Source organism: Methylobacterium terrae (genome assembly GCF_003173755.1).
Classification (GTDB): Bacteria; Pseudomonadota; Alphaproteobacteria; order Rhizobiales; family Beijerinckiaceae; genus Methylobacterium; species Methylobacterium terrae.
In genome coordinates, this window is the sequence record NZ_CP029553.1 from 3,629,269 (window position 1) to 3,648,610 (window position 19,342).

At 71.7% G+C, this 19,342-nt stretch carries 20 protein-coding genes and 1 CRISPR repeat array (1 of these 21 cut by a window edge); of the genes, 8 read left to right on the forward strand and 12 right to left on the reverse strand.

Annotation, left to right across the window (positions count from 1 at the left end; genetic code table 11):
• Window positions 1-14: 14 nt before the first annotated feature.
• Window positions 15-857 carry a transglutaminase-like domain-containing protein gene (locus tag DK419_RS16675; protein WP_109960067.1) on the reverse strand — a complete coding sequence of 281 codons (843 nt, stop codon included), beginning with the start codon at window positions 855-857 and terminating at the stop codon, window positions 15-17.
• Window positions 858-1,014: 157 nt separating this feature from the next.
• On the opposite strand from DK419_RS16675, the gene DK419_RS16680 reads away from it, so the two are divergent.
• Window positions 1,015-1,233, forward strand: coding sequence for a DUF6894 family protein (locus tag DK419_RS16680; protein WP_109960068.1), 219 nt, complete (start codon window positions 1,015-1,017; stop codon window positions 1,231-1,233).
• 33 nt (window positions 1,234-1,266) lie between these two features.
• Here the strand turns inward: DK419_RS16680 and DK419_RS16685 are convergent, their stop codons facing one another.
• From DK419_RS16685 to DK419_RS16695, 3 genes are all read right to left on the reverse strand, one after another.
• The gene (locus DK419_RS16685) at window positions 1,267-1,623 is read right to left on the reverse strand and encodes a HepT-like ribonuclease domain-containing protein (RefSeq protein WP_109960069.1); all 357 of its coding nucleotides are present in this window, start codon (window positions 1,621-1,623) and stop codon (window positions 1,267-1,269) included.
• Complete coding sequence (locus DK419_RS16690) at window positions 1,623-1,922, reverse strand: nucleotidyltransferase family protein (RefSeq protein WP_109960070.1); 300 nt, start codon at window positions 1,920-1,922, stop codon at window positions 1,623-1,625. The genes DK419_RS16685 and DK419_RS16690 overlap by 1 nt, the downstream gene beginning before the upstream one ends.
• 73 nt (window positions 1,923-1,995) lie before the next feature.
• A complete protein-coding gene (locus DK419_RS16695; RefSeq protein WP_109960071.1) occupies window positions 1,996-2,856 on the reverse strand; it encodes an SDR family oxidoreductase in 861 nt (286 codons plus the stop codon).
• 159 nt (window positions 2,857-3,015) lie between these two features.
• Between DK419_RS16695 and DK419_RS16700 the strand changes: the two genes are divergently transcribed.
• Entirely contained in the window at window positions 3,016-3,624 is a 609-nt protein-coding gene (locus DK419_RS16700) for a PepSY domain-containing protein (RefSeq protein ID WP_109960072.1), read from the forward strand.
• Between the two features lie 314 nt (window positions 3,625-3,938).
• Here the strand turns inward: DK419_RS16700 and DK419_RS16705 are convergent, their stop codons facing one another.
• Window positions 3,939-4,442 (reverse strand): GNAT family N-acetyltransferase, encoded by a 504-nt coding sequence (locus tag DK419_RS16705; protein WP_109960073.1) that lies wholly within the window; start codon window positions 4,440-4,442, stop codon window positions 3,939-3,941.
• A 307-nt stretch (window positions 4,443-4,749) separates the two neighbouring features.
• Between DK419_RS16705 and DK419_RS16710 the strand changes: the two genes are divergently transcribed.
• Genes DK419_RS16710 through DK419_RS16725 form a run of 4 tightly spaced genes read left to right on the forward strand, consistent with a single transcriptional unit; the run spans window position 4,750 to window position 7,860 of the window.
• A complete protein-coding gene (locus tag DK419_RS16710) occupies window positions 4,750-5,604 on the forward strand; it encodes a transporter substrate-binding domain-containing protein (protein WP_109960074.1) in 855 nt (284 codons plus the stop codon).
• 43 nt (window positions 5,605-5,647) lie between these two features.
• The gene (locus tag DK419_RS16715; protein ID WP_109960075.1) at window positions 5,648-6,352 is read left to right on the forward strand and encodes an ABC transporter permease; all 705 of its coding nucleotides are present in this window, start codon (window positions 5,648-5,650) and stop codon (window positions 6,350-6,352) included.
• A 13-nt stretch (window positions 6,353-6,365) separates the two neighbouring features.
• Entirely contained in the window at window positions 6,366-7,064 is a 699-nt protein-coding gene (locus tag DK419_RS16720) for an ABC transporter permease (RefSeq protein ID WP_109960076.1), read from the forward strand.
• Between the two features lie 13 nt (window positions 7,065-7,077).
• Window positions 7,078-7,860: an ABC transporter ATP-binding protein gene (locus tag DK419_RS16725; RefSeq protein ID WP_109960077.1), complete on the forward strand. Its 783-nt coding sequence runs from the start codon at window positions 7,078-7,080 to the stop codon at window positions 7,858-7,860.
• A 107-nt stretch (window positions 7,861-7,967) separates the two neighbouring features.
• Here the strand turns inward: DK419_RS16725 and DK419_RS16730 are convergent, their stop codons facing one another.
• The 5 genes from DK419_RS16730 to DK419_RS16750 form a co-directional block, all read right to left on the reverse strand.
• Complete coding sequence (locus DK419_RS16730; protein WP_109960078.1) at window positions 7,968-8,240, reverse strand: hypothetical protein; 273 nt, start codon at window positions 8,238-8,240, stop codon at window positions 7,968-7,970.
• 177 nt (window positions 8,241-8,417) lie between these two features.
• The gene (locus tag DK419_RS16735) at window positions 8,418-8,927 is read right to left on the reverse strand and encodes an OsmC family protein (protein ID WP_109960079.1); all 510 of its coding nucleotides are present in this window, start codon (window positions 8,925-8,927) and stop codon (window positions 8,418-8,420) included.
• A gap of 89 nt (window positions 8,928-9,016) precedes the next feature.
• Window positions 9,017-9,799 (reverse strand): ABC transporter ATP-binding protein, encoded by a 783-nt coding sequence (locus tag DK419_RS16740; protein WP_109960080.1) that lies wholly within the window; start codon window positions 9,797-9,799, stop codon window positions 9,017-9,019.
• A 30-nt stretch (window positions 9,800-9,829) separates the two neighbouring features.
• Window positions 9,830-10,663 (reverse strand): ABC transporter permease, encoded by an 834-nt coding sequence (locus DK419_RS16745; RefSeq protein WP_109960081.1) that lies wholly within the window; start codon window positions 10,661-10,663, stop codon window positions 9,830-9,832.
• A 4-nt stretch (window positions 10,664-10,667) separates the two neighbouring features.
• Window positions 10,668-11,666 carry an aliphatic sulfonate ABC transporter substrate-binding protein gene (locus DK419_RS16750; RefSeq protein WP_109960082.1) on the reverse strand — a complete coding sequence of 333 codons (999 nt, stop codon included), beginning with the start codon at window positions 11,664-11,666 and terminating at the stop codon, window positions 10,668-10,670.
• A 229-nt stretch (window positions 11,667-11,895) separates the two neighbouring features.
• Between DK419_RS16750 and DK419_RS16755 the strand changes: the two genes are divergently transcribed.
• Both DK419_RS16755 and grpE read left to right on the forward strand, forming a co-directional pair.
• The gene (locus DK419_RS16755; protein ID WP_109960083.1) at window positions 11,896-14,721 is read left to right on the forward strand and encodes a [protein-PII] uridylyltransferase; all 2,826 of its coding nucleotides are present in this window, start codon (window positions 11,896-11,898) and stop codon (window positions 14,719-14,721) included.
• A gap of 58 nt (window positions 14,722-14,779) precedes the next feature.
• The gene (gene grpE / locus DK419_RS16760) at window positions 14,780-15,376 is read left to right on the forward strand and encodes a nucleotide exchange factor GrpE (protein ID WP_109960084.1); all 597 of its coding nucleotides are present in this window, start codon (window positions 14,780-14,782) and stop codon (window positions 15,374-15,376) included.
• Between the two features lie 153 nt (window positions 15,377-15,529).
• Here the strand turns inward: grpE and glcF are convergent, their stop codons facing one another.
• Both glcF and mbfA read right to left on the reverse strand, forming a co-directional pair.
• Window positions 15,530-16,873: a glycolate oxidase subunit GlcF gene (glcF, locus tag DK419_RS16765; RefSeq protein WP_109960085.1), complete on the reverse strand. Its 1,344-nt coding sequence runs from the start codon at window positions 16,871-16,873 to the stop codon at window positions 15,530-15,532.
• 159 nt (window positions 16,874-17,032) lie between these two features.
• The gene (gene mbfA, locus DK419_RS16770; RefSeq protein WP_109960086.1) at window positions 17,033-18,001 is read right to left on the reverse strand and encodes an iron exporter MbfA; all 969 of its coding nucleotides are present in this window, start codon (window positions 17,999-18,001) and stop codon (window positions 17,033-17,035) included.
• Window positions 18,002-18,218: 217 nt separating this feature from the next.
• Window positions 18,219-19,342: direct repeats of the CRISPR family, unit length 29 nt; unit sequence GGCTCCCCCGCCTACGCGGGGATCGACCC (it continues 747 nt past the right edge of the window).

Here is a 19,342-nt window from a genome sequence, read left to right on the forward strand (position 1 = left end):
CGCCGTCCGCGGCGTCAGGCCCCTTCCGCCGTCGAGATCGCCGCGACGGTGCGGCCCCCGGCCTCCGGGGCGCCGTCGGCCCGGTCGATGCGGATCGCCATGCCGGTCGGCGTCATCGCGCCGAACGGGGTCGAGAACGCGATCTCGGCCGCGTCGCGCCCGACGCCGATCCGGACCAGCCCGTCGAGGTTGGCCTGCCGCGTGGCGTCGAACAGCCACCAGCGCCCGTCGAGATAGGCCTCGAACACCGCGTGGAAGTCGCACGGCACCAGGCCGTAGGCGTAGCAGCTGACGAAGCGGGCCGGGATGCCGAGCGCCCGGCAGAAGGCGGCGCCGAGATGCGCGAAATCGCGGCACACTCCTGCCCGCTTCAGCAGCGTCTCGTCGGCGGTGGTCTCCTCGTCGCTGGCGCCGCGGACATAGGCGATGTGGTCGTGGATCCAGTTGCAGATCCGGCTCACCCGCTCGAACCCGGCCGGGGCATCGCCGAACTCGGCCTGCGCGAAGGGCGCGAGCCGGTCGGAGGAGACGAAGCGGCTCGGCAGCAGGTAGGGCAGGATGTCGAGGGGCAGGTCCCTCACCGGCGTCTCGCCGATGCCGGCCGGGTCGGCCCGGTGCGGGTCGAGGGTCACCTCAGCCTCGTAGTCGAGGCTGAATGACCCGCGCGGCACGGTGACGGCGAGGTAGCGGTTGCCGGTCTCGGGCGCGACGTGCCGGCGTACGGGCAGATCCGGCGTCAGACGGAGCGTCTCCCGCAGGTCGTGGTGCCGCGTGAGCCGGGCGACCTCCAGGTTGAAGATGAAGACCGTCTCGACCTCGACCTCGTAGGCGAGATGACACCCTAACGTGTAGCGCACGGCTTGAGACCCTCCCGGCAGGCGGGATAGGGTGACGCAAGAGCCGCGCCGATTCGGTTCGCGACGGCGGCCCGATCTTTGCCTCACATGGTTTAGCCTGCGTCAAGGCGCGGGCCGGCCGGCCCGGCAAGATCGGGGCGAGCAGGGAGGACGAACCGTGCACCGCTACTTCTTCGATCTCGATGCCGGAACCTGGGATGCCCACGACGCGATCGGGGTCGTGCTCGACGATGCCGGCGCCGCCCATGCCGAGGCCGTCCAGGCGCTGCGCAGCTGCGTCCTCGACCTCGCCCGGTCCGCCGGTGCCGTGCTCGCCATGAACGTGCGCGACGAGACCGGGCGCACGCTGTTCCGGGTGTCGCTGGCGGCGCAATGACGGGGGCGTGAATCGGGGGTGACGGCGGGGCCGTCAGCCCTGGTCTTCGATCTCGCCGATCATCCGGTCGATCACGGGTGCCAGTGCGGGGAGATGGGTCGTCAAGATGTTCCACAGCACCCGGGGATCGACCGCGTAGTAGTCATGGCGCAGGATGTTGCCAATCCCGCGAATGTCCTCCCATGGCGGCCCCGGAGACCGCGACGTCAGCTCGATCGGCAGGGCCCGAACGGCTTCCGAGATAATCAGGACCGCGTGCTCGGTCGTGCGTCGCAGGACGTAAGACTCGAGAAAATCGGCTTGGGCAACGCCGACCGTCGCTGCGGAGAGCGCCCGAATTTCGTCTCGGATGTGCTCCAGACGCAGGAGCGGGTTCCGGCTCGCCGCCATCAGAACACCCGGATGGCTTCGCGTTCCACGCGCGGACGGATGTGCCGCGAGAGCCCGGCGCGAGTGGAGTAGCCGATGGCAAGACCCGGGAAGGCCGCCGCCAACCGCTCGTAGGCGCCCATGTAGTTGCGCAGGTCGTAGAAGGCGTCGTGACCGGGCTCGACCAGGATATCGAGATCCGAATCCGCCCTCGCCTCGTCGCGGGCGACGGAGCCGTAGATGGACAGGCTGCCGACGCCGAGTGCGCGCAAGTCCGGCTCGATCGCCTTCAGATGAGCAAGGGCTTCGTCGCGGTCCATCGTCTCTCCCCGTGTCCGCTCCCGCTCCGTCCCGAGCGGGAGCCAGTCTATCAGGCTGCGGCCGGAGCGGCCATCAGATCATCGGCTTGCCGCCGGTCACCGCCACGGTGGCGCCCGAGACGTAGCTCGCCTCCTCGCTCGCCAGCATGACGTAGACGGGGCTGAGCTCGACCGGCTGGCCGGGGCGCTTCATCGGCACCTGGGAGCCGAACTGGCGCACCTTCTCCTCGGGCATGGTCGAGGGGATCAGCGGGGTCCAGACCGGGCCGGGGGCGACGCAGTTCACCCGGATCTCCTTCTCGGCGAGCAGTTGCGCCAGGCCGCCGGTGAAGTTCTGGATCGCCCCCTTGGTGGTGGCGTAGGCCAGCAGCTGCGGGCTCGGCGTGTCGGCGTTGATCGACGTGGTGTTGATGATGGCCGAGCCCGGCCGCATGTGCGGCACCGCCGCCTTGGTCAGGTAGAACATCGCGTGGATGTTGGTGCGGAACGTGACGTCCCACTCCTCGTCGCTCATCTCCTCGATCGACTGCACGGTGGCCTGGTGGGCGGCGTTGTTGACCAGCACGTCGACGCGCCCGAACGCCGCCACCGCCTTCTCGACGATGGCGCGGCAATGGCCTGCGTCCTTGATGTCGCCAGGCACCAAGACCGCCTTGCGGCCGGCCGATTCGATGAGCCTGGCGGTCTCGCGGGCGTCGTCGTGCTCGTCGTAATAGGCGATCAGCACGTCGGCGCCCTCGCGGGCGAAGGCGAGCGCCACCGCCTTGCCGATGCCGCTGTCGCCGCCCGTGATGATCGCCTTGCGGTCGGAGAGACGCCCCGAGCCCTTGTAGCGGGTCTCGCCGTAATCGGGCCGCGGATCCATGTCGGCGTCGCGGCCGGGCATCGGGATCGGCTTCTGGCGCGCGAACGGGGGTTTGGGGAAGTCGGTCATCGGCGAGGCTCCTGGGCGGGGCGTGGAGCCTGGCTAACTGGTAGGGGGTATCACTGTTCCGGGTGGGCTCCTGCCTCCCCCGCGAGCAGGTGCCCGTCGGGCAACCAAGTCGGAGGAACGGCGTTTCCGGTGTCCTTAGAGGCACCCTCGGAGACCACGATGCTGACGCGCTTCCTCGCCACCGCCGGCGCCCTCGCGCTGACCACCGGCCTGGCGCTCGCCCAGACCACCGCCCCGACCGCGCCGACCGCCCCCGGCACGGCTCCGGCCGCGCCCGTGACGGCTCCCGCCGCCACCGGCGACATGAAGGACATGAAGGAGTTCCAGGCCGCCAAGCTCACGAAGATCAGCCTCGCCCAGGCGATCACGACCGCCGAGCAGCAGGGCGAGAAGGGCCGCGCCATCGACGCCGATTTCGAGAAGGCCGACGGCAAGAACCCGATCCACTGGGCGATCAAGGTCGTGTACCCGGACGGCAAGCTGGTCGAGTACGGCATCAACGCCGACACGGGCGAGCTCTACAAGAGCGAGAACCAGCCGATCGAGCGCTACTTCACCCGCCTGAAGGTCGCCGACTTCAACAACGCCAAGGTCTCGCTGAAGGACGCGCTGGCGATCGCCGAGAAGCAGGCCGGCGGCGGCAAGGCCTACGAGGCCGAGGTCGAGCGCGAGGGTTCCGCGGTCGCCTACGAGATCAAGGTGGCGCTGGCCGACAAGGAGCAGGAAGTGAAGGTCGGACCGGACGGCCAGGTGATGAAGGACAAGTAGCCCGGAGCGAGTCTCCTTTTCCGTGTGGAAGAGGAGACTCGCGCCTCCTTGTCATCGCGGAGTCGCCAGCCGTCGGCCTCCCGAGGGCCTGTTCGTCCCGACCGGCAAGTTCATCCAATCCACGGCCTCATCCCGAGGTGTCGGCGATCACAGATCGCACACGATCGAAGATCGACCGACCTCGCAGGAGGCCTCCGGCAATCGCTGCGGTATCCGGAGCCCGCCTTCGAGGCTGCTGCGCAGCACCTCAGGATGGGGTCGTGAACGGGCTGGAAGGGACCCGTACGATGCAGTCGCCGCGGTCAAGCAGGCGCTCAGATCACCCCGCCGACCACGCTCCCGACCGCCTCCGCCAGCGCGCCCTCGCGCAGTTCCAGGCCCAGGAACCGCGCCGGATCGACCGGGCCCGGCAGCGTGAGCTTGCGCGGCGGCAGAACGGAGAAGCCGAACCGGGCGTAGTACGGCGCGTCGCCGACCAGGATGACGACGCCGTGGCCGCCGGTGCGGGCGGCGTCGAGGGAGGCGCGCATCAGGGCGCCGCCGATGCCGCGGTTGCCGAAGGCCGGATCGACCGTGAGGGGCCCGAGCACCAGGAGCGGCGTCGTGCCGGCCCGGGCCGGCGAGACCCGCACCGAGCCGACGAGCAGGGTGCCGACGAGCGCCGTGAACGAGAGGTTGGGCAGGTGCGGCACGCCCTCGCGCAGGCGAAAGGCGGTGCGGGCGTAGCGGCCGGGGCCGAAGGCGCGCTCGTGCAGGCGCTCGATGGCGTCGCCGTCGCGCGAGGTTTCGGGCCGGATGACGAGGGGAAGCGTGGTCACGGGCACACTCGGGGCAGGCGTTGAATCCAGGACGGGTCGGTCAGCCGATCCGTCGTCGCGCCTCTGCCCTCGGGGCCATGACCGATACTCCCGGCGGGCCGGGGGCCGCCTCGGGCCTTGAGCGCCCGCCTCGGGCAGAATTGCCCGCGGGGGCGCCATAGCAGCGCTTCGATGTGAGTGCAAACCGCCGAGCCCCCCCTGGCACGCCGCTCGCATCGTCCCGGCCTGCAGGCTTGCGTCGGGGCACGCCTTGCGGGACAGCTAGGCGCGTGAAGGCCGGGAACGGCTCAAGGGGGACAACGCCGCAATGAGAATCCGATCTGCTCTCGCCCTCCTCCTCTCGCTCGCCCTCGGCACCGCCGGGGCGGCCCGGGCCGACGACGCGGTGCCGGCGACCGTGAGGATCGCCACCGAGGGCGCCTACGCGCCCTACAACTTCACCAAGCCCGACGGCACCCTCGACGGCTACGAGATCGAGCTCGGCCGCGAGATCTGCGCCCGTGCCAAGCTCAAATGCGAGTTCGTGGCCCAGGACTGGGACGGCGTGGTGCCGGGCCTCAACGCCAAGAAGTTCGACGCGATCATGTCGGGCATGACCATCACCGACGCGCGCCTGAAGGTGGTGGACTTCACCAAGCCCTATAGCGGCGATTCCTCGGGCTTCGCGGTCGACCGCAACGGGCCGCTGGCGAAGCTCCCCCTGGGCGGCCAGAAGTTCAGCCTGGCGGACGAGGCCGAGGCGCAGAAGGCGCTGGATACGATCAAGCCGCTCCTCAAGGGCAAGACCGTCGGCGTCCAGGTCTCAACCATCCACGCCGCCTTCATGGACAAGTACCTCAAGGGTACCATCGAGGTGCGCGAGTACAAGACCACCGAGCAGCACGACCTCGATCTCGCCGCCGGCCGCATCGACGCGATCTTCGCCAACGACGCGCCCCTGCGGGCGACCGCCGAGAAGCCGGAATTCGCCGACACCGTGGTGCTGGCCGGTCCCCGCTTCCGCGGCGGCATCCTCGGCCGCGGCGTCGCGATGGGCCTGCGCAAGGGCGAGGCGAAGCTGAAGGCGCGGCTCGACGAGGGCATCGACGCTGTGGTCGCCGACGGCACCCTGAAGAAGCTCTCGCTCAAGTGGTTCAAGGCCGACCTGACCCCGCAGGGTTGATCGGCGAGAGCCGAACCAGGGACCGAACGGGGACCGGATCCGCGTGAGCGCCTTCACCCTTCTCGGCTTCGGGCCCGGCGGCTGGGGCGGCGCGCTGCTGCTCGCCGCCGGCACCACGCTGGCCCTCGCCCTGTGCGGCTTCCTCGTCGGGGCCGTGCTCGGCGGCCTGGCCGCGAGCGCCAAGCTCTCCGGGCTCCCGCCCCTGCGGGTGCTGGCCGACGGCTACACCACGCTCCTGCGCGGCGTGCCGGACCTGCTCGTCATCTACCTCCTGTATTTCGGCGGCAGCGCGGCCTTGGGCCATGTCGCGGGCCTGTTCGGCGCGACCGGCTTCGTCGGCGTGCCGGCCTTCGGGGTCGGCGTCGCGGCGCTCGGGATCATCTCGGGCGCCTACCAGGCCGAGGTCTTTCGCGGTGCCTACCTCGCCCTCGACCGCGGGCAGATCGAGGCGGCGCGCGCCGTCGGGATGCATCGCGGGCTGATCCTGCGCCGGGTCGTGGCGCCGCTCGTGGCCCGCGACGCGCTCCCCGGCCTCGGCAACGTCTGGCAGATCCTGCTCAAGGATTCGGCGCTGGTCTCGGTCACCGGCCTCGTCGAATTGCTGCGCCAGGCCCAGGTCGGTGCCGGCTCGACGCGCCAGCCCTTCACCTTCTACCTCGCGGCCGCCGCCCTCTACCTCGCCATCACCTCGCTCTCGACCTGGGGGTTTTCCCGCGCCGAAGCCCATGCCCGCCGGGGCGCCCGATGAGCGAGATGCCGCGATGATCGACCTCGACTTCCTCGCCTCCACGATCCGGACGCTGCTCGGCGGGCTGCCGCTGACCCTGAGCCTCACCGCCGGCTCGGTGGCGCTGGGGGGCGTGCTGGCGGCGCTCGCGGCCTGGGGCCGGCTCTCCGGGTTCGCCCCGGCGGACTGGCTCGCCCGCCTCTACGTCTTCGTGTTCCGCGGCACGCCGCTCCTGGTGCAGATCTTCCTGATATATTACGGGCTCGGCCAGTTCCGGCCGACCCTCCAGGCCTGGGGCCTGTGGACCTTCTTCCGCGAGCCGTACTGGTGCGCGCTGCTCGCGCTCGCCCTCAACACCGGCGCCTACACGGCGGAGATCTTTCGCGGCGCGGTCCTCTCGGTGCCGCACGGGGCGCTGGTGGCGGGGCGGGCCTGCGGCATGCCGCGATGGCTGCTGTTTCGCCGCGTCACCCTGCCGCTCGCCACCCGCCAGGGCCTGCCGGCCTACGGTAACGAGGTGATCTCGGTCGTCAAGGCGACCTCGCTCGCCTCCACGATCACCCTGATGGAGATCACCGGCCTCGCCCAGAAGCTGATCGCCCAGAGCTTCCGGGCGCTGGAGGTCTTCCTCTGCGCCGGGGCGTTCTACCTCGCCCTCACCTTCGTGATCATCGGCGCCCTGCGGGCCGCCGAGGCCTGGCTGTCGCCGGACCTGCGCCCGCGCCCCGCCTGACGGATTGTCCTCCATGCTCGCCCCCTCGCCCACTCGTCCCGAGGCCGTCGCGGTCCGCGGCCTGCACAAGCATTTCGGCCCGCTCGAGGTGCTGCGCGGCGTCTCGCTCTCGGCGCGCGAGGGCGAGGTGGTGGCGATCCTCGGCTCCTCCGGCTCCGGGAAGTCGACGCTGCTGCGCTGCATCAACCTCCTGGAGGTGCCGGAGGCCGGCGAGGTCGTGGTCGGCGACGAGGCGGTGGCCTGGCGCGCCCGACGCGGCGGCCGGGTGCCGGCGGACCGCGCCCAGGTCGACCGCATCCGCGCCCGGGTCGGCATGGTGTTCCAGAGCTTCAACCTCTGGTCCCACCGCACGGTGCTGGAGAACGTGATCGAGGCGCCAGTCCATGTGCTCGGCCGCAAGCGGGCCGAGTGCGTCGCCGAGGCCGAGGGGCTGCTCGCCAAGGTCGGCATCGCCGACAAGCGCGACCACTACCCGGCCCATCTCTCCGGCGGCCAGCAGCAGCGCGCCGCCATCGCCCGGGCGCTCGCGATGCACCCGCGGGTGCTGCTCTTCGACGAGCCGACCTCCGCCCTCGACCCCGAGCGCGTCGCCGAGGTCCTCAGGGTGATGCGGGCGCTCGCCGAGGAGGGCCGCACCATGCTGGTCGTCACCCACGAGATGGCGTTCGCCCGCGACGTCGCCCACCGGGTGGTCTTCCTGCACGAGGGCCGGATCCTGGAGGACGGGCCGTCCGAGCAGGTTTTTTCCGCGCCGCGCTCGGAGCGGTTCCGGCAATTCCTGGCGCGGGGGGAGTGAGGGTGGCTCGGCTCAGAGCGCGCGCTTCGTGAGCCAGAGGGCCCAGCCGGCGAGGATCAGTGCGCCGACGGGAACCCCGAGCAGCGCGAGCAGGGGCAGGTCGCTCGTTACTGGAGGTTCCGGAGCATGCGTCTGGCAGTCCAATGCAGGAACCCGCTGGTGAAGAAGCAAACGACCGAGATCACCAGCGAGGCACCCGAGGCGTTGATCTGGAAGCGCATGATTCCCTTCGCTAATCCGGGATCGACGTCGTGGATGGTGCCGCCCGCGGCGATCGAGGGGGCAAGGCGGCCGACCGCGAATGTGGCGATGCCGTTGACGTCGGTCGCCGTCGGCTTGGCCTGCTCGGTGGAGATCAGTTTCTCGCGATCCTGATCCACTGCACGGTCCTCCCCGCGGGCATCGTCGTCCGATCGACCGGCGTTCCAACGCTGCGTCGGATTTTACCGATGTGCCGCAAACGTCGAGGAAAAGCGCTCGATGCGATGGACGGTCATCCTGCGCGGATGCCCGTCCGGATGTGTGCGGTCAGGGCATTTGTCGCGAGATGGTGCCTCTCACCCCCGCGTCATCACCACGTCGAGCTGCGGTTTCTGGTTGATGGTCTGGAACACCACGCAGTAGCGCTCGGTGAGCTTGAGCAACTGGTCCAGCTTCTCCTGCGGCGCATCCGAATCGACCTCGAAGCTCATCCGGATCGCCCGGAAGCCGACCGGCGCGCCCTTGTCGACGCCGAGCGTGCCGCGGAAATCGAGGTCGCCCTCGGCCTTGACCAGCCCCTTGCGCAGCGGGATCTCGAGGGCGGTCGCCACGGCCTTCAGGGTCACGCCCGCGCAGGCGACCAGGGCCTCGAGCAGCATGTCGCCGGAGCAGAGTTCGGCACCCGAGCCGCCGCTCGCCGGGTGCAGGCCGGCCACCGCCAGCGCCCGGCCGGTCTCGACCTTGCAGGCGATGCCGCCGTCGTCGAGGGAGCCTTGCGCCTTCAGGGTGATGACCGCCGCGTCCGGATCGGTGCGGTAGCGGTCCTTGATCGGGGCCTGGAGCGAGCGCAGTTCGGTGGCGTCCATCGTGTCCTCCCTGTTTATGGGCGAACGGCTTAGCATCCCGCGCCGTCGCCTCGCCAGGGCTCACCTGGAAGGACTCACGGCGAAGGGCGTCACCACCACAGGGCGGAGGCGTCGGGCTTTGCCCGGTCGGCCGGCTCCTCCGGGCGGAGCGAACGGTCGAGGCTCGCCATGATGGTGCGGGCGGCCGCCTCGCTGCCCGGCGCCGAGGGCTGGCGCGGGCGGCTCAAGGAGAGCGAGATCGTGTCGTCGATCCGGCCGGGCTTCGGGCGCAGGACCACGGCCCGGTCGGCGAGCGCCACCGCCTCGGCGACGTCGTGGGTGACGAGGAGCACGGTCGGCCGGCTCTCCTCCCACAAGGAGAGCAGGTGGCGGTGCAGCCCGGCCCGGGTCAGGGCGTCGAGGGCCGAGAACGGCTCGTCGAGGAGCAGCACCTTCGGGGCGGCCACGAAGGCGCGGGCGATCGCCACCCGCTGCTGCTGGCCGCCGGAGAGGTCGCGCGGCCAGCGCCCGGCATGCTCGGACAGGCCGACGCGGTCGAGCGCGTGGGCGGCCCTTTCCCGGCGCTCGGTCTTCGGCAGGTCGGCGAGGCCGAACGCCACGTTGTCGGCGACGCTGAGCCAGGGCAGCAGCCGCGGCTCCTGGAACACGATGCCGACCCCGGGATGCGGCGCCGCGATCCCCTCGCCGTCGAGGCTGATGCGGCCGGCGCTCGCCCGGTCGAGCCCGGCGATCAGGCGCAGCAGGGTGGTCTTGCCGCAGCCCGAGCCGCCGATCAGCGCCACGATCTCGCCGGCCCGGACCTCGAGGGAGAGGTCGGCGAGCGCTCGCGTGCCGTCGGCGTAGGTCTTCGACAGCCGGTCGAGGATCAGCATCGCGGGTTCACCATGTCGGGATCGCGCATCTCAGAGGGAATCCCGCGCCGTGTCCTGCCAGCGGGCGAGCGGCTGGGTCAGCCCGACGAGCACCGCGTCGCAGAGCTTGCCGAGGGCGGCGAAGGCCAGGATCGCCGCGACGATCTGGTCGGGCTTGCCGAGCTGCTGGCCGTCGAGGAGGAGGTAGCCGAGGCCCTCCGAGGCGCCAAGGAGCTCCGCCGCCGCCACGAACATGAAACCGAGCCCGAGGCCCGTGCGCAGGGCCACGAGCGTCGCGGGCAGGACCGCCGGCAGCAGGATGCGCCGGGCGAGCGCCAACCGCGAGAGCCGGAAGACGCGCCCGACCTCGACGAGCTTGCGGTCGACCCCCGCGATGGCGCCCGCCACCCCGAGATAGACCGGGAAGAACACGCCGACCGCGATCAGCGTGATCTTCGAGGCCTCGAAGATGCCGAACCACAGGATGAACAGCGGCACCCAGGCGATCGAGGGAATTGCCCGCAGGGCTTGCAGGCTCGGATCGAGCAGGCGCCGCACGGGCGGCAGGGTGCCGGTGAGCGCCCCGACCAGGATCCCGGCGAGCGCCCCGAACCCGAACCCGGCCGCGACCCGGGTCAGGCTGGCGAGCACGTGGGTCCAGAGCTCGCCGCTCGCGGCCAGCCCCCACAGGGTGGCCAGCACCCGGCTCGGCGGCGGCACCAGCCTCCCTTGAGCCAGGCCCGCCCGCACCGCGCCCTCCCAGGCGAGGGCGAGGGCGAGCGGCAGGATGAGCCCGGCGAGCGCCCGCCCGCCGGGCAGGCGCCGGGCCCGCCGCGGGACCTCCCCGACCGGCGCGGCCGCGAGGGTGAGCGGTCCGGCCTCCATGCCCCTACCGCGCCGCCGGCCCGAAGCGCGGATCGATCAGTGCCTGGACCGCGGCGCCGACATCGGTGCCGGCCGGGATCACCCCGGCATCGAGGAGCGCGGTGCCGGCATCCAGGATCGTCTCGGCCTGGAGCTTGCCGATCGCCGGCTGCGACAGGTCGGTGCGCTCGAGCTGGCGCGCCACCACCGGCTCGGGGAGCTTCGTCGCCGCGACGAGGATGCGCCTCAGCTCCTGCGGGTCGGCGAGCGCGATGTTCCGCGCCTCCTCGTAGGCCGCCAGCACCTTGCGCGTCAGCTCGGGGTTCTGCGTGGCGAAGTCCTCGCGGACGTTGAGCACGCCCCAGGTGTTGGCGGCGGGGTCGCGGTGGAACAGCACGTCGCCGTTCTCGATCTCGGCCGCCGCCATGATCGGGTCGAGGCCCGCCCAGGCATCGACGTCGCCGCGGTCGAGCGCCGTGCGCCCGTCGGGGTGCTGGAGCAGGACGAGCTTCACGTCGCGCTCGGTCAGGCCGGCGCCGCGCAGCGCCCGGATCAGGAAGATGTGCGGGTCGGTGCCGCGGGTGACGGCGACGCGGCGGCCCTTCAGGTCCCCCACGGCCGCGATGCCGGTATTCGGCCGGGTCACCAGCGCGGTCCATTCCGGCCGCGAGAAGGCGTAGACCGCCTTGATCGGGTTGCCGTTGATGCGCGCGAGCAGGGCCGCGGCGCCGGCGGTCGAGCCGATGTCGATCGAGCCGGCGTTGAGGAACTCGAGCGCCTTGTTGGAGCCGAGCGACTGCACCCAGCGCACCGTCACGCCGTCCCCGGCGAGCGCCTTCTCGAGCAGGCCCTTCTCCTTGAGGACGAGGCTGACCGGGTTGTAGGTCGCCCAGTCGAGGCGAACCTCCCTGGCCGGTTCCTTCCTTGCCGGCTCCTTGACTTGCGCGAGGGCCGGCGTGCCGGCGGCGGCGAGGCCGACGGCCCCGAGGGCGGCGCCGATCAGCGCGCGGCGGTGGATGCGCATCGTCTCTCCCTGGCTGGCCGGCGCCGCGAACGCGGGCGGCCGAACGGGAAGCTAGGGCGCACCGTTCGGAGTGTCAAACGATCCGGCCGGTGAAGCGGATTAGCCTTTCGCAGCGAACGGACGCGGCGGGCCGCGCGGAAGCGTTGGCTTTCGGCGGGCCGGGATGCGAAACAGGGGCGACGCGACGGGACCCGGCCGCGCTCCCCTCAACGCCCCGACCCCGGCTGCCATGCCCGACACCACCGCCATCGACCCGTCCGACACCGACGCCGCCCTGCGCGCGCTCCTCGCCGGCATCGACCAGTCGCTCAGCGAGCCGACGCGCCTGCGCGAGCGCCTGGTGCCGGAATTGCGCCGCATCATCGAGGCGGGCCGCGCCGAGGCGGAGCGGCGTCTGCTCACCGATCGCGACGGCCATGCCTGCGCCGGGCTGATCTGCGCCCAGATGGATGCGGTGATCCGGGCGATCTACGACGCGGTGGTCAAGCGGCTCTACCGGGCCGACAACCCGACGGCGGCCGAGCAGATCGCCGTGGTGGCGACCGGCGGCTACGGCCGCGGCCTGCTGGCGCCTGGCTCGGACATCGATCTCCTGTTCCTCCTGCCCTACAAGCAGACCGCCTGGAGCGAGAGCGTCGTCGAGGCGATGCTCTACGTGCTGTGGGACCTCAAGCTGAAGGTCGGCCACGCCACCCGCTCGGTCGCCGACTGCCTGCGCGAGGGCCGGGGCGACATGACGATCCGCACGGCCCTCCTCGAATCGCGCTTCCTGTTCGGCGACCGCGCCCTGTTCGAGGAGCTCGAGACCCGTTTCGACCGCGAGGTGGTGCAGGGCACGGCGGCCGAGTTCGTCGAGGCGAAGCTCAAGGAGCGCGACGCCCGGGTCCAGAAGAGCGGCGCCTCGCGCTACCTCGTCGAGCCCAACGTCAAGGACGGCAAGGGGGGGCTTCGCGACCTCAACACCCTGTTCTGGATCGCCAAGTACACCTTCCGGGTGAAGCGGGCCGAGGACCTCGTCGAGGCCGGGCTGTTCACCCCCGACGAGTTGCGGCTGTTCGAGCGCTGCGACGAGTTCCTGTGGCGGGTGCGCTGCCACATGCACTTCGTCACCGGGCGCTCGGAGGAGCGGCTGTCCTTCGGGCTGCAGCCGCGCATCGCCGAGCGCCTGGATTACGGCGCCCGCGGCGGCCTCGCGGCGGTCGAGCGGTTCATGAAGTCGTACTTCCTGATCGCCAAGGACGTCGGCGACCTCACCGCCATCGTCTGCGCCGAGATGGAGGCGCGCCATGCCAAGCGCCCGCCGGTGCTCGACCGCTGGCTGCGCCGCTTCAAGCAGCACTTCCGCGCCCCCGACCTCGAGGCGGACGATTTCCGCATCCATACCGGCCGGCTCGACGTTCGCGACGACGCCGCCTTCGAGCGCGATCCCGTCAACCTGATCCGGCTGTTCTGGCTCTCCGACCGGCACGACCTCGCGATCCACCCCGATGCGAGCCGGCTCGCGACGCGCTCTCTCGCCCTGATCGGCCCGATGGTGCGGGTCGACCCGGAGGCCAACCGCCTGTTCCTGGAACTGCTGACCTCCCAGAACGCCCCCGAGACGGTGCTGCGGCACATGAACGAGACCGGGGTGCTCGGGCGCTTCGTGCCGGATTTCGGCCGCATCGTCGCGATGATGCAGTTCAACATGTACCACCACTTCACGGTGGACGAGCACCTGATCCGCTCGCTCGGGGTGCTGGGCAAGATCGAGGCCGGGGAGCTCGAGGACGAGCATCCGCTCGCCCACCGCATCGTCGGCACGATCCAGAACCGCCGCGCCCTCTACGTGGCGATGTTCCTGCACGACATCGCCAAGGGCCGGAAGGACGACCACTCGATCGCCGGGGCCGCCGTCGCCCGCAAGCTCGGCCCGCGCTTCGGGCTCGACGCCGCCGAGACGAATACCGTCGCCTGGCTCATCGAGCACCACCTCCTGATGTCGATGACGGCCCAGAGCCGCGACCTCTCGGATCCGAAGACCATCGAGACCTTCGCGGGCGTGGTGCAGAGCCTGGAGCGGCTGAAGCTGCTCCTGATCCTCACCATCGCCGACATCAAGGCGGTGGGGCCCGGGACCTGGACCGCCTGGAAGGCGACGCTCCTGCGCACCCTCTACTACGAGACCGAGATGGTGCTCTCGGGCGGGCGCTCGGAGGTCCCGCGCACCGATCGCGTCCGGCTGATCCAGATGCGCCTGCGCGAGCAGCTCGCCGACTGGGCGGCGGAGGAGTTCGACGCCTACGCGGCCCGGCACTACCCGCATTACTGGCTCAAGGTCGATGCCGGGCGCCAGCTCAAGAACGCCCGCTTCATCCGCGCGGCGGCGGAGGCCGGCCACACCGTCGCCACCACCTTCGAGACCGACCTCTCGCGCGGGGTCACCGAGCTCTGCGTCTACTCGCCCGACCACCCGCGGCTGCTCGCGATCCTCACCGGCGCCTGCGCGGCCTCGGGCGGCAACATCGTCGACGCGCAGATCTTCACCACCGCCGACGGCTTCGTCCTCGACACCATCACCCTGTCGCGGGCCTTCGAGCGCGACGAGGACGAATTGCGCCGGGCCGGCCGCATCGCCACGGCGATCGAGCGGGCGCTCAAGGGCGAGATCCGCATCGCCGACCTCGTGGCCGACAAGCATCCGGCGAAGGACCGGCCGCGCACCTTCCAGGTCGCGCCGGACCTGTCGATCGACAACGCGCTGTCGGCCCGCGAGACGGTGCTGGAGATCTCCGGCCTCGACCGGCCGGGCCTCTTGTTCGACCTGACCTCCGCGCTCGGCCGGCTCAACCTCAACATCACCTCGGCCCACGTCGCGACCTTCGGCGAGCGGGCGGTCGACGTGTTCTACGTCACCGACCTCACCGGCACCAAGGTGACCCAGCCCGACCGGCAGGCGACGATCCGCCGGGCCGTGATGGCGGTGTTCGAGGCCGACCTGCCCCGCGGCGGCCCGGGCCGGCGCGGGCAGAAGGACGCCCGGCCGGAGGCCGCGCCGGCCGCCGGCGAAGCTTGATTTCGCCGGCCGTCCACCTGATATCGGGGTCATTCCCAGACCCATTTCCGGAATGACAATGACGCCGAACGACACGGAGAACGCCGCGCGGGCCTACGAGCCCGCGGCTGCCGAGGGCGCCCCCGCCTCCGCGCCGGAGGCCGCGCCGAACGGCGACGCGCTCGCCGCCCTCGAGGCCGAGAAGCTCGACCTCAAGGACAAGCTGCTGCGCACGCTGGCCGACATGGAGAACCTGCGCCGGCGCACCGAGCGCGAGGTGGCCGACGCCCGCACCTACGCGGTGACGAACTTCGCCCGCGACATGCTCAACGCCGCCGACAACGTCCGCCGCGCGCTGGAGAGCGTGCCGGCCGACGCCCGGGCGAGCGCCGAGGGCCCGCTCAAGGCGCTGGTCGACGGGATCGAGCTGACCGAGCGCGACCTCATCAAGACCCTCGAGCGCCACGGCGTGAAGAAGGTGGAGCCCCAGGGCCAGCGCTTCGACCCCAACCTGCACCAGGCGATGTTCGAGGTGCCCAACCCCGACGTGACCTCCGGCACCGTGGTGCAGGTGGTCCAGACCGGCTACGTCATCGGCGACCGCGTCCTGCGCCCGGCCCTGGTCGGCGTGGCGAAGGGCGGTCCCAAGGCCGAGGCGAAGCCCGCGGAGGCGTAGGGCGCCGGCGCGCCGGCCCCCCCAGAATCATGCCGTGACATGAAACGGCGCGGGTCCCCCCCTCTCCCACACGGGAGAGGGGGGGACCCGCGCCTGATCTCTGACAGGTTTTCCCCCGGACTGCCCTGTCCCCCGCCCCGCGGCGAGCGGCCCCTACTCCGCCGCCGCCAGCGCCGGCCGCCGGTCGGCCACTCCGTCGAGCGCCGCCGGACGCGGGCCGCCGGTGGCCCAGTCGAGCAGTTCCACCGTGTGGACGATCGGGATCTCGGTGCCCTTCCCGATCTGGGTGGCGCAGCCGATATTGCCGGTGGCGATCACGTCGGGCCGCACGCGCTCGATGTTGGCGACCTTGCGGGCGCGCAGGTGCGCGGCGAGTTCCGGCTGCAGGATGTTGTAGGTGCCGGCCGAGCCGCAGCAGATGTGGCCCTCGGGCACGTCCTTCACGGTGAAGCCGGCGCGGGCGAGCAGCGCCTTCGGCTCGGTGCGCAATCCCTGCCCGTGCTGCATCGAGCAGGCGGAGTGGTAGGCGACGACGAGGTCGGTCTCGACCACCGGCTCGGACAGGCCGAGGCTCGTGACGTACTCCGTGACGTCGCGGGCGAGGCCCGCCACCCGGGCGGCCTTCGCCGCGTAGGCCGGGTCGTCGCGGAACATGAAGCCGTAATCCTTGATCGTGGTGCCGCAGCCCGAGGCCGTGACCACGATGGCGTCCAGCCCCTCGCCGTCCATCTCGGCAATCCAGGCGTCGATGGTGCGCCGGGCGAGCGCGTGCGACGAGTCCTCGTGGCCCATGTGATGGGTGAGCGCGCCGCAGCAGCCCTCGCCCCTGGCCTGCACCACCTCGACGCCGTGGCGGGTGAGCAGCCGGATCGCCGCCTCGTTGAAGTCCGGCCGCAGCACGCTCTGGGCGCAGCCGCGCAGGAGCGCCACCCGGCCCCGGCGCGGGCCGGCGGCCGGGAAGCGGCCGGGCCTGTCATGGGCCGAGCGGGTCGGGAGCGCGCCGGGCGCCAGGTCGAGCATCGCGGCGAGCCGGTTGCCGACCTTCGGCATCCTCGCGGCGATCCCCCGGAACGGCCGCCCGAGGGTGGCGCCGAGAAGCGCGAGCCGGAAGCGGTTCGGGTAGGGCAGCACCCGGGCGAGCACCGCCCGCAGGAGCCGGTCCTCCGCCGGGCGCGAATAGGTCTTCTCGATATGGGCGCGGGCGTGGTCGACGAGGTGCATGTAATGCACCCCCGACGGGCAGGTGGTCATGCAGGACAGGCACGACAGGCAGCGGTCGACGTGCTTGACCACCTCGGGGCTCGCGGGCTTGCCCCCCTCCAGCATGTCCTTGATCAGGTAGATGCGCCCGCGCGGCGAATCGAGCTCGTCGCCGAGCAGCAGGTAGGTCGGGCAGGTGGCGGTGCAGAAGCCGCAATGCACGCAGGTGCGCAGGATCTTCTCCGAGGCCGCCATGGCCGGGTCGGCGAGCTGCGCGGGGGTGAAGCTGGTCTGCACGGCGGTTCCTCGGACGGTTCCTTGGGGGACGGTTCCCCGGGGGCGGTTCTTCAGCGCCTTCGCCCGCCGTTTCTAGACCATTTTCAAGGTAGCGGGAGCGGGTTTCGCGGCCGCCCCCCGCGCACGGTGCCGCATGGAGATCCCTCGATCGGGCCCGCCTCACGCGCTCCCGATCGCGACGCCGGCGATGAGCACCAGCACCCCGCCGAGCACCACCTGGAGGGCGGCGCGCCAGAACGGCGTCTCCATGTAGCGCGTGCGGATCCCCGAGATCACGAGCAGCTCCACCGCCACCACCAGGGCGGCGAGCACGGTCGCGACCGAAAAGGCGTTCGTCCAGGAATCCGGCACCAGGTAGGGCAGCGTGTGGCCGAGGCCCCCGACCGCCGTCATGATCCCGCAGACGAGGCCGCGCAGCCACGGCGAGCCGCGCCCGGTGATGCTGCCGTCGTCGGACAGGGCCTCGGTGAAGCCCATGCTGATCCCGGCGCCGATCGAGGCGGCGAGGCCGACCAGGAACGTCTGCCAGTTGTTGTGGGTGGCGAAGGCGGCGGCGAAGAGCGGCGCCAGCGTCGAGACCGAGCCGTCGATGAGCCCGGCGAGCCCCGGCTGCACGTAGCGCAGCACGAACAGGCGGTGCGCCGCGCGGGCCTCCTCGTCGGCGGCGGCGCCCGTCTCCTGCGCGGCGGCGAGCGCCCCGGCCCGGCGGCCGTGGCCGCGCTCGATCTCGGCGAGCCGCGTGAAGAGCTGGCGCACGCCGAGATCGCGGGACAGCTCCGCCGCCCGCTCGTAGAAGCCGGCGGCCTGCGCCTCCATCGCCTCCGCCTCCCGCCGCATCCGGCCGGCGTCCAGCCCCTGCCACCAGACCGCCCGGCGGCGGGGAAAGCCCCGCACATCCTCGCGCCGCAGGGGCGGCAGGTGCTCGCCGAAGCGCTGCCGGTAGGCGGCGTAGAGGTCGTCCCGGTGCCCCCGCTCCTCGTCGGCCATCGCCTCGAACAGCCCGGCGGAGCCCGGCAGATCGGCCCGCAGGCTCTCGGCGAAGCTGCGATAGATGCGGGAATCCTCCTCCTCGCTGGCGATGGCGAGCGCCAGCACCTCGCGCTCGGTGAGATCGGTCAGGGCCATCATGCGCGCGCTCCTGTTTGGAATGGCTCCAATCTATTGATTGGAGCCATTCCAAACAAGGTCCGTCGGGCGGTGGGACGCACCCGATCGATCGTCACGCCACCCCCTCGACGAACCGGCGCGCGCCCGGCATTCTCTCGAAGCTGGGCATTAGGTATTTGGTCCCATATCGGCGACGCTCTTTGACATCGTGAATGGTGCCAGATACTTATCTGGCAGAGGCTCCCCCGCCTACGCGGGGATCGACCCGAGACGGGACAGGCACAGACCCGGTCGGGCCGGGCTCCCCCGCCTACGCGGGGATCGACCCCGATCCCGCGGGTAGGGCGGGAAGGCGGCCCCGGCTCCCCCGCCTACGCGGGGATCGACCCCCGACCTCGACCAGCTGGGACCTCGTCTCGAAGGCTCCCCCGCCTACGCGGGGATCGACCGTAGACCCAACGCCGGTGCCCCTCGGCCTCGAGGGCTCCCCCGCCTACGCGGGGATCGACCGTCGGGCCCGGGGAGAGGGCCGAAGCCGAAGGAGGCTCCCCCGCCTACGCGGGGATCGACCCCCGAAGCCGCACGAGGGACACTAATGACTGAAGGCTCCCCCGCCTACGCGGGGATCGACCCGTGTAGCTGTCGTCCTTCGCCGCCTTGGCGACGGCTCCCCCGCCTACGCGGGGATCGACCCTCGGCGGCTATCGCGTGCTGCTGACCTGGATCGGCTCCCCCGCCTACGCGGGGATCGACCCTCGCTGGCCTCGGGCGCTTCGAAGTCGAAGTAGGCTCCCCCGCCTACGCGGGGATCGACCCGTGTCGGCCCTGACGACGCTCGGCGCCACCCGGGCTCCCCCGCCTACGCGGGGATCGACCCCCCTCGTCGAAGCTGACCGACCGGCAAGTCGCGGCTCCCCCGCCTACGCGGGGATCGACCCGATCCTAAGGCCGAACCTTGGGCCGACGAGCCGGCTCCCCCGCCTACGCGGGGATCGACCCGTGCGGTCAAGTTGCGTGCGTAGACGCGATCCGGCTCCCCCGCCTACGCGGGGATCGACCCTGGCCGACCTCTTCGAGCGTGCCCGTGCCGTCGGCTCCCCCGCCTACGCGGGGATCGACCCCTCGCGACGCTCACGGCCTTCGGGGCGACCCGGGCTCCCCCGCCTACGCGGGGATCGACCCCAGGTCTCGGCGATCGCGTCGGTCCCGACCGCGGCTCCCCCGCCTACGCGGGGATCGACCTTCAGACGCCGGCATCACGCCCCCGTCTCGTCCTCGCAAGCGACGGCTCCCCCGCCTACGCGGGGATCGACCGGCTTCGGGTTCTCTAGCGGCGAGCACATGGTCGGCTCCCCCGCCTAC

Excerpts from the sequence above, each read along its gene's own strand:
- DK419_RS16720 (WP_109960076.1), top strand. The coding sequence starts at position 6,366 with ATGATCGACCTCGACTTCCTCGCCTCCACGATCCGGACGCTGCTCGGC.
- DK419_RS16750 (WP_109960082.1), bottom strand. The coding sequence starts at position 11,666 with ATGCGCATCCACCGCCGCGCGCTGATCGGCGCCGCCCTCGGGGCCGTC.
- grpE (WP_109960084.1), top strand. The coding sequence starts at position 14,780 with ATGACGCCGAACGACACGGAGAACGCCGCGCGGGCCTACGAGCCCGCG.
- DK419_RS16685 (WP_109960069.1), bottom strand. The coding sequence starts at position 1,623 with ATGGCGGCGAGCCGGAACCCGCTCCTGCGTCTGGAGCACATCCGAGAC.
- DK419_RS16690 (WP_109960070.1), bottom strand. The coding sequence starts at position 1,922 with ATGGACCGCGACGAAGCCCTTGCTCATCTGAAGGCGATCGAGCCGGAC.
- DK419_RS16735 (WP_109960079.1), bottom strand. The coding sequence starts at position 8,927 with ATGGACGCCACCGAACTGCGCTCGCTCCAGGCCCCGATCAAGGACCGC.
- DK419_RS16710 (WP_109960074.1), top strand. The coding sequence starts at position 4,750 with ATGAGAATCCGATCTGCTCTCGCCCTCCTCCTCTCGCTCGCCCTCGGC.
- DK419_RS16740 (WP_109960080.1), bottom strand. The coding sequence starts at position 9,799 with ATGCTGATCCTCGACCGGCTGTCGAAGACCTACGCCGACGGCACGCGA.
- mbfA (WP_109960086.1), bottom strand. The coding sequence starts at position 18,001 with ATGATGGCCCTGACCGATCTCACCGAGCGCGAGGTGCTGGCGCTCGCC.
- DK419_RS16755 (WP_109960083.1), top strand. The coding sequence starts at position 11,896 with ATGCCCGACACCACCGCCATCGACCCGTCCGACACCGACGCCGCCCTG.
- DK419_RS16700 (WP_109960072.1), top strand. The coding sequence starts at position 3,016 with ATGCTGACGCGCTTCCTCGCCACCGCCGGCGCCCTCGCGCTGACCACC.
- DK419_RS16725 (WP_109960077.1), top strand. The coding sequence starts at position 7,078 with ATGCTCGCCCCCTCGCCCACTCGTCCCGAGGCCGTCGCGGTCCGCGGC.
- DK419_RS16695 (WP_109960071.1), bottom strand. The coding sequence starts at position 2,856 with ATGACCGACTTCCCCAAACCCCCGTTCGCGCGCCAGAAGCCGATCCCG.
- DK419_RS16745 (WP_109960081.1), bottom strand. The coding sequence starts at position 10,663 with ATGGAGGCCGGACCGCTCACCCTCGCGGCCGCGCCGGTCGGGGAGGTC.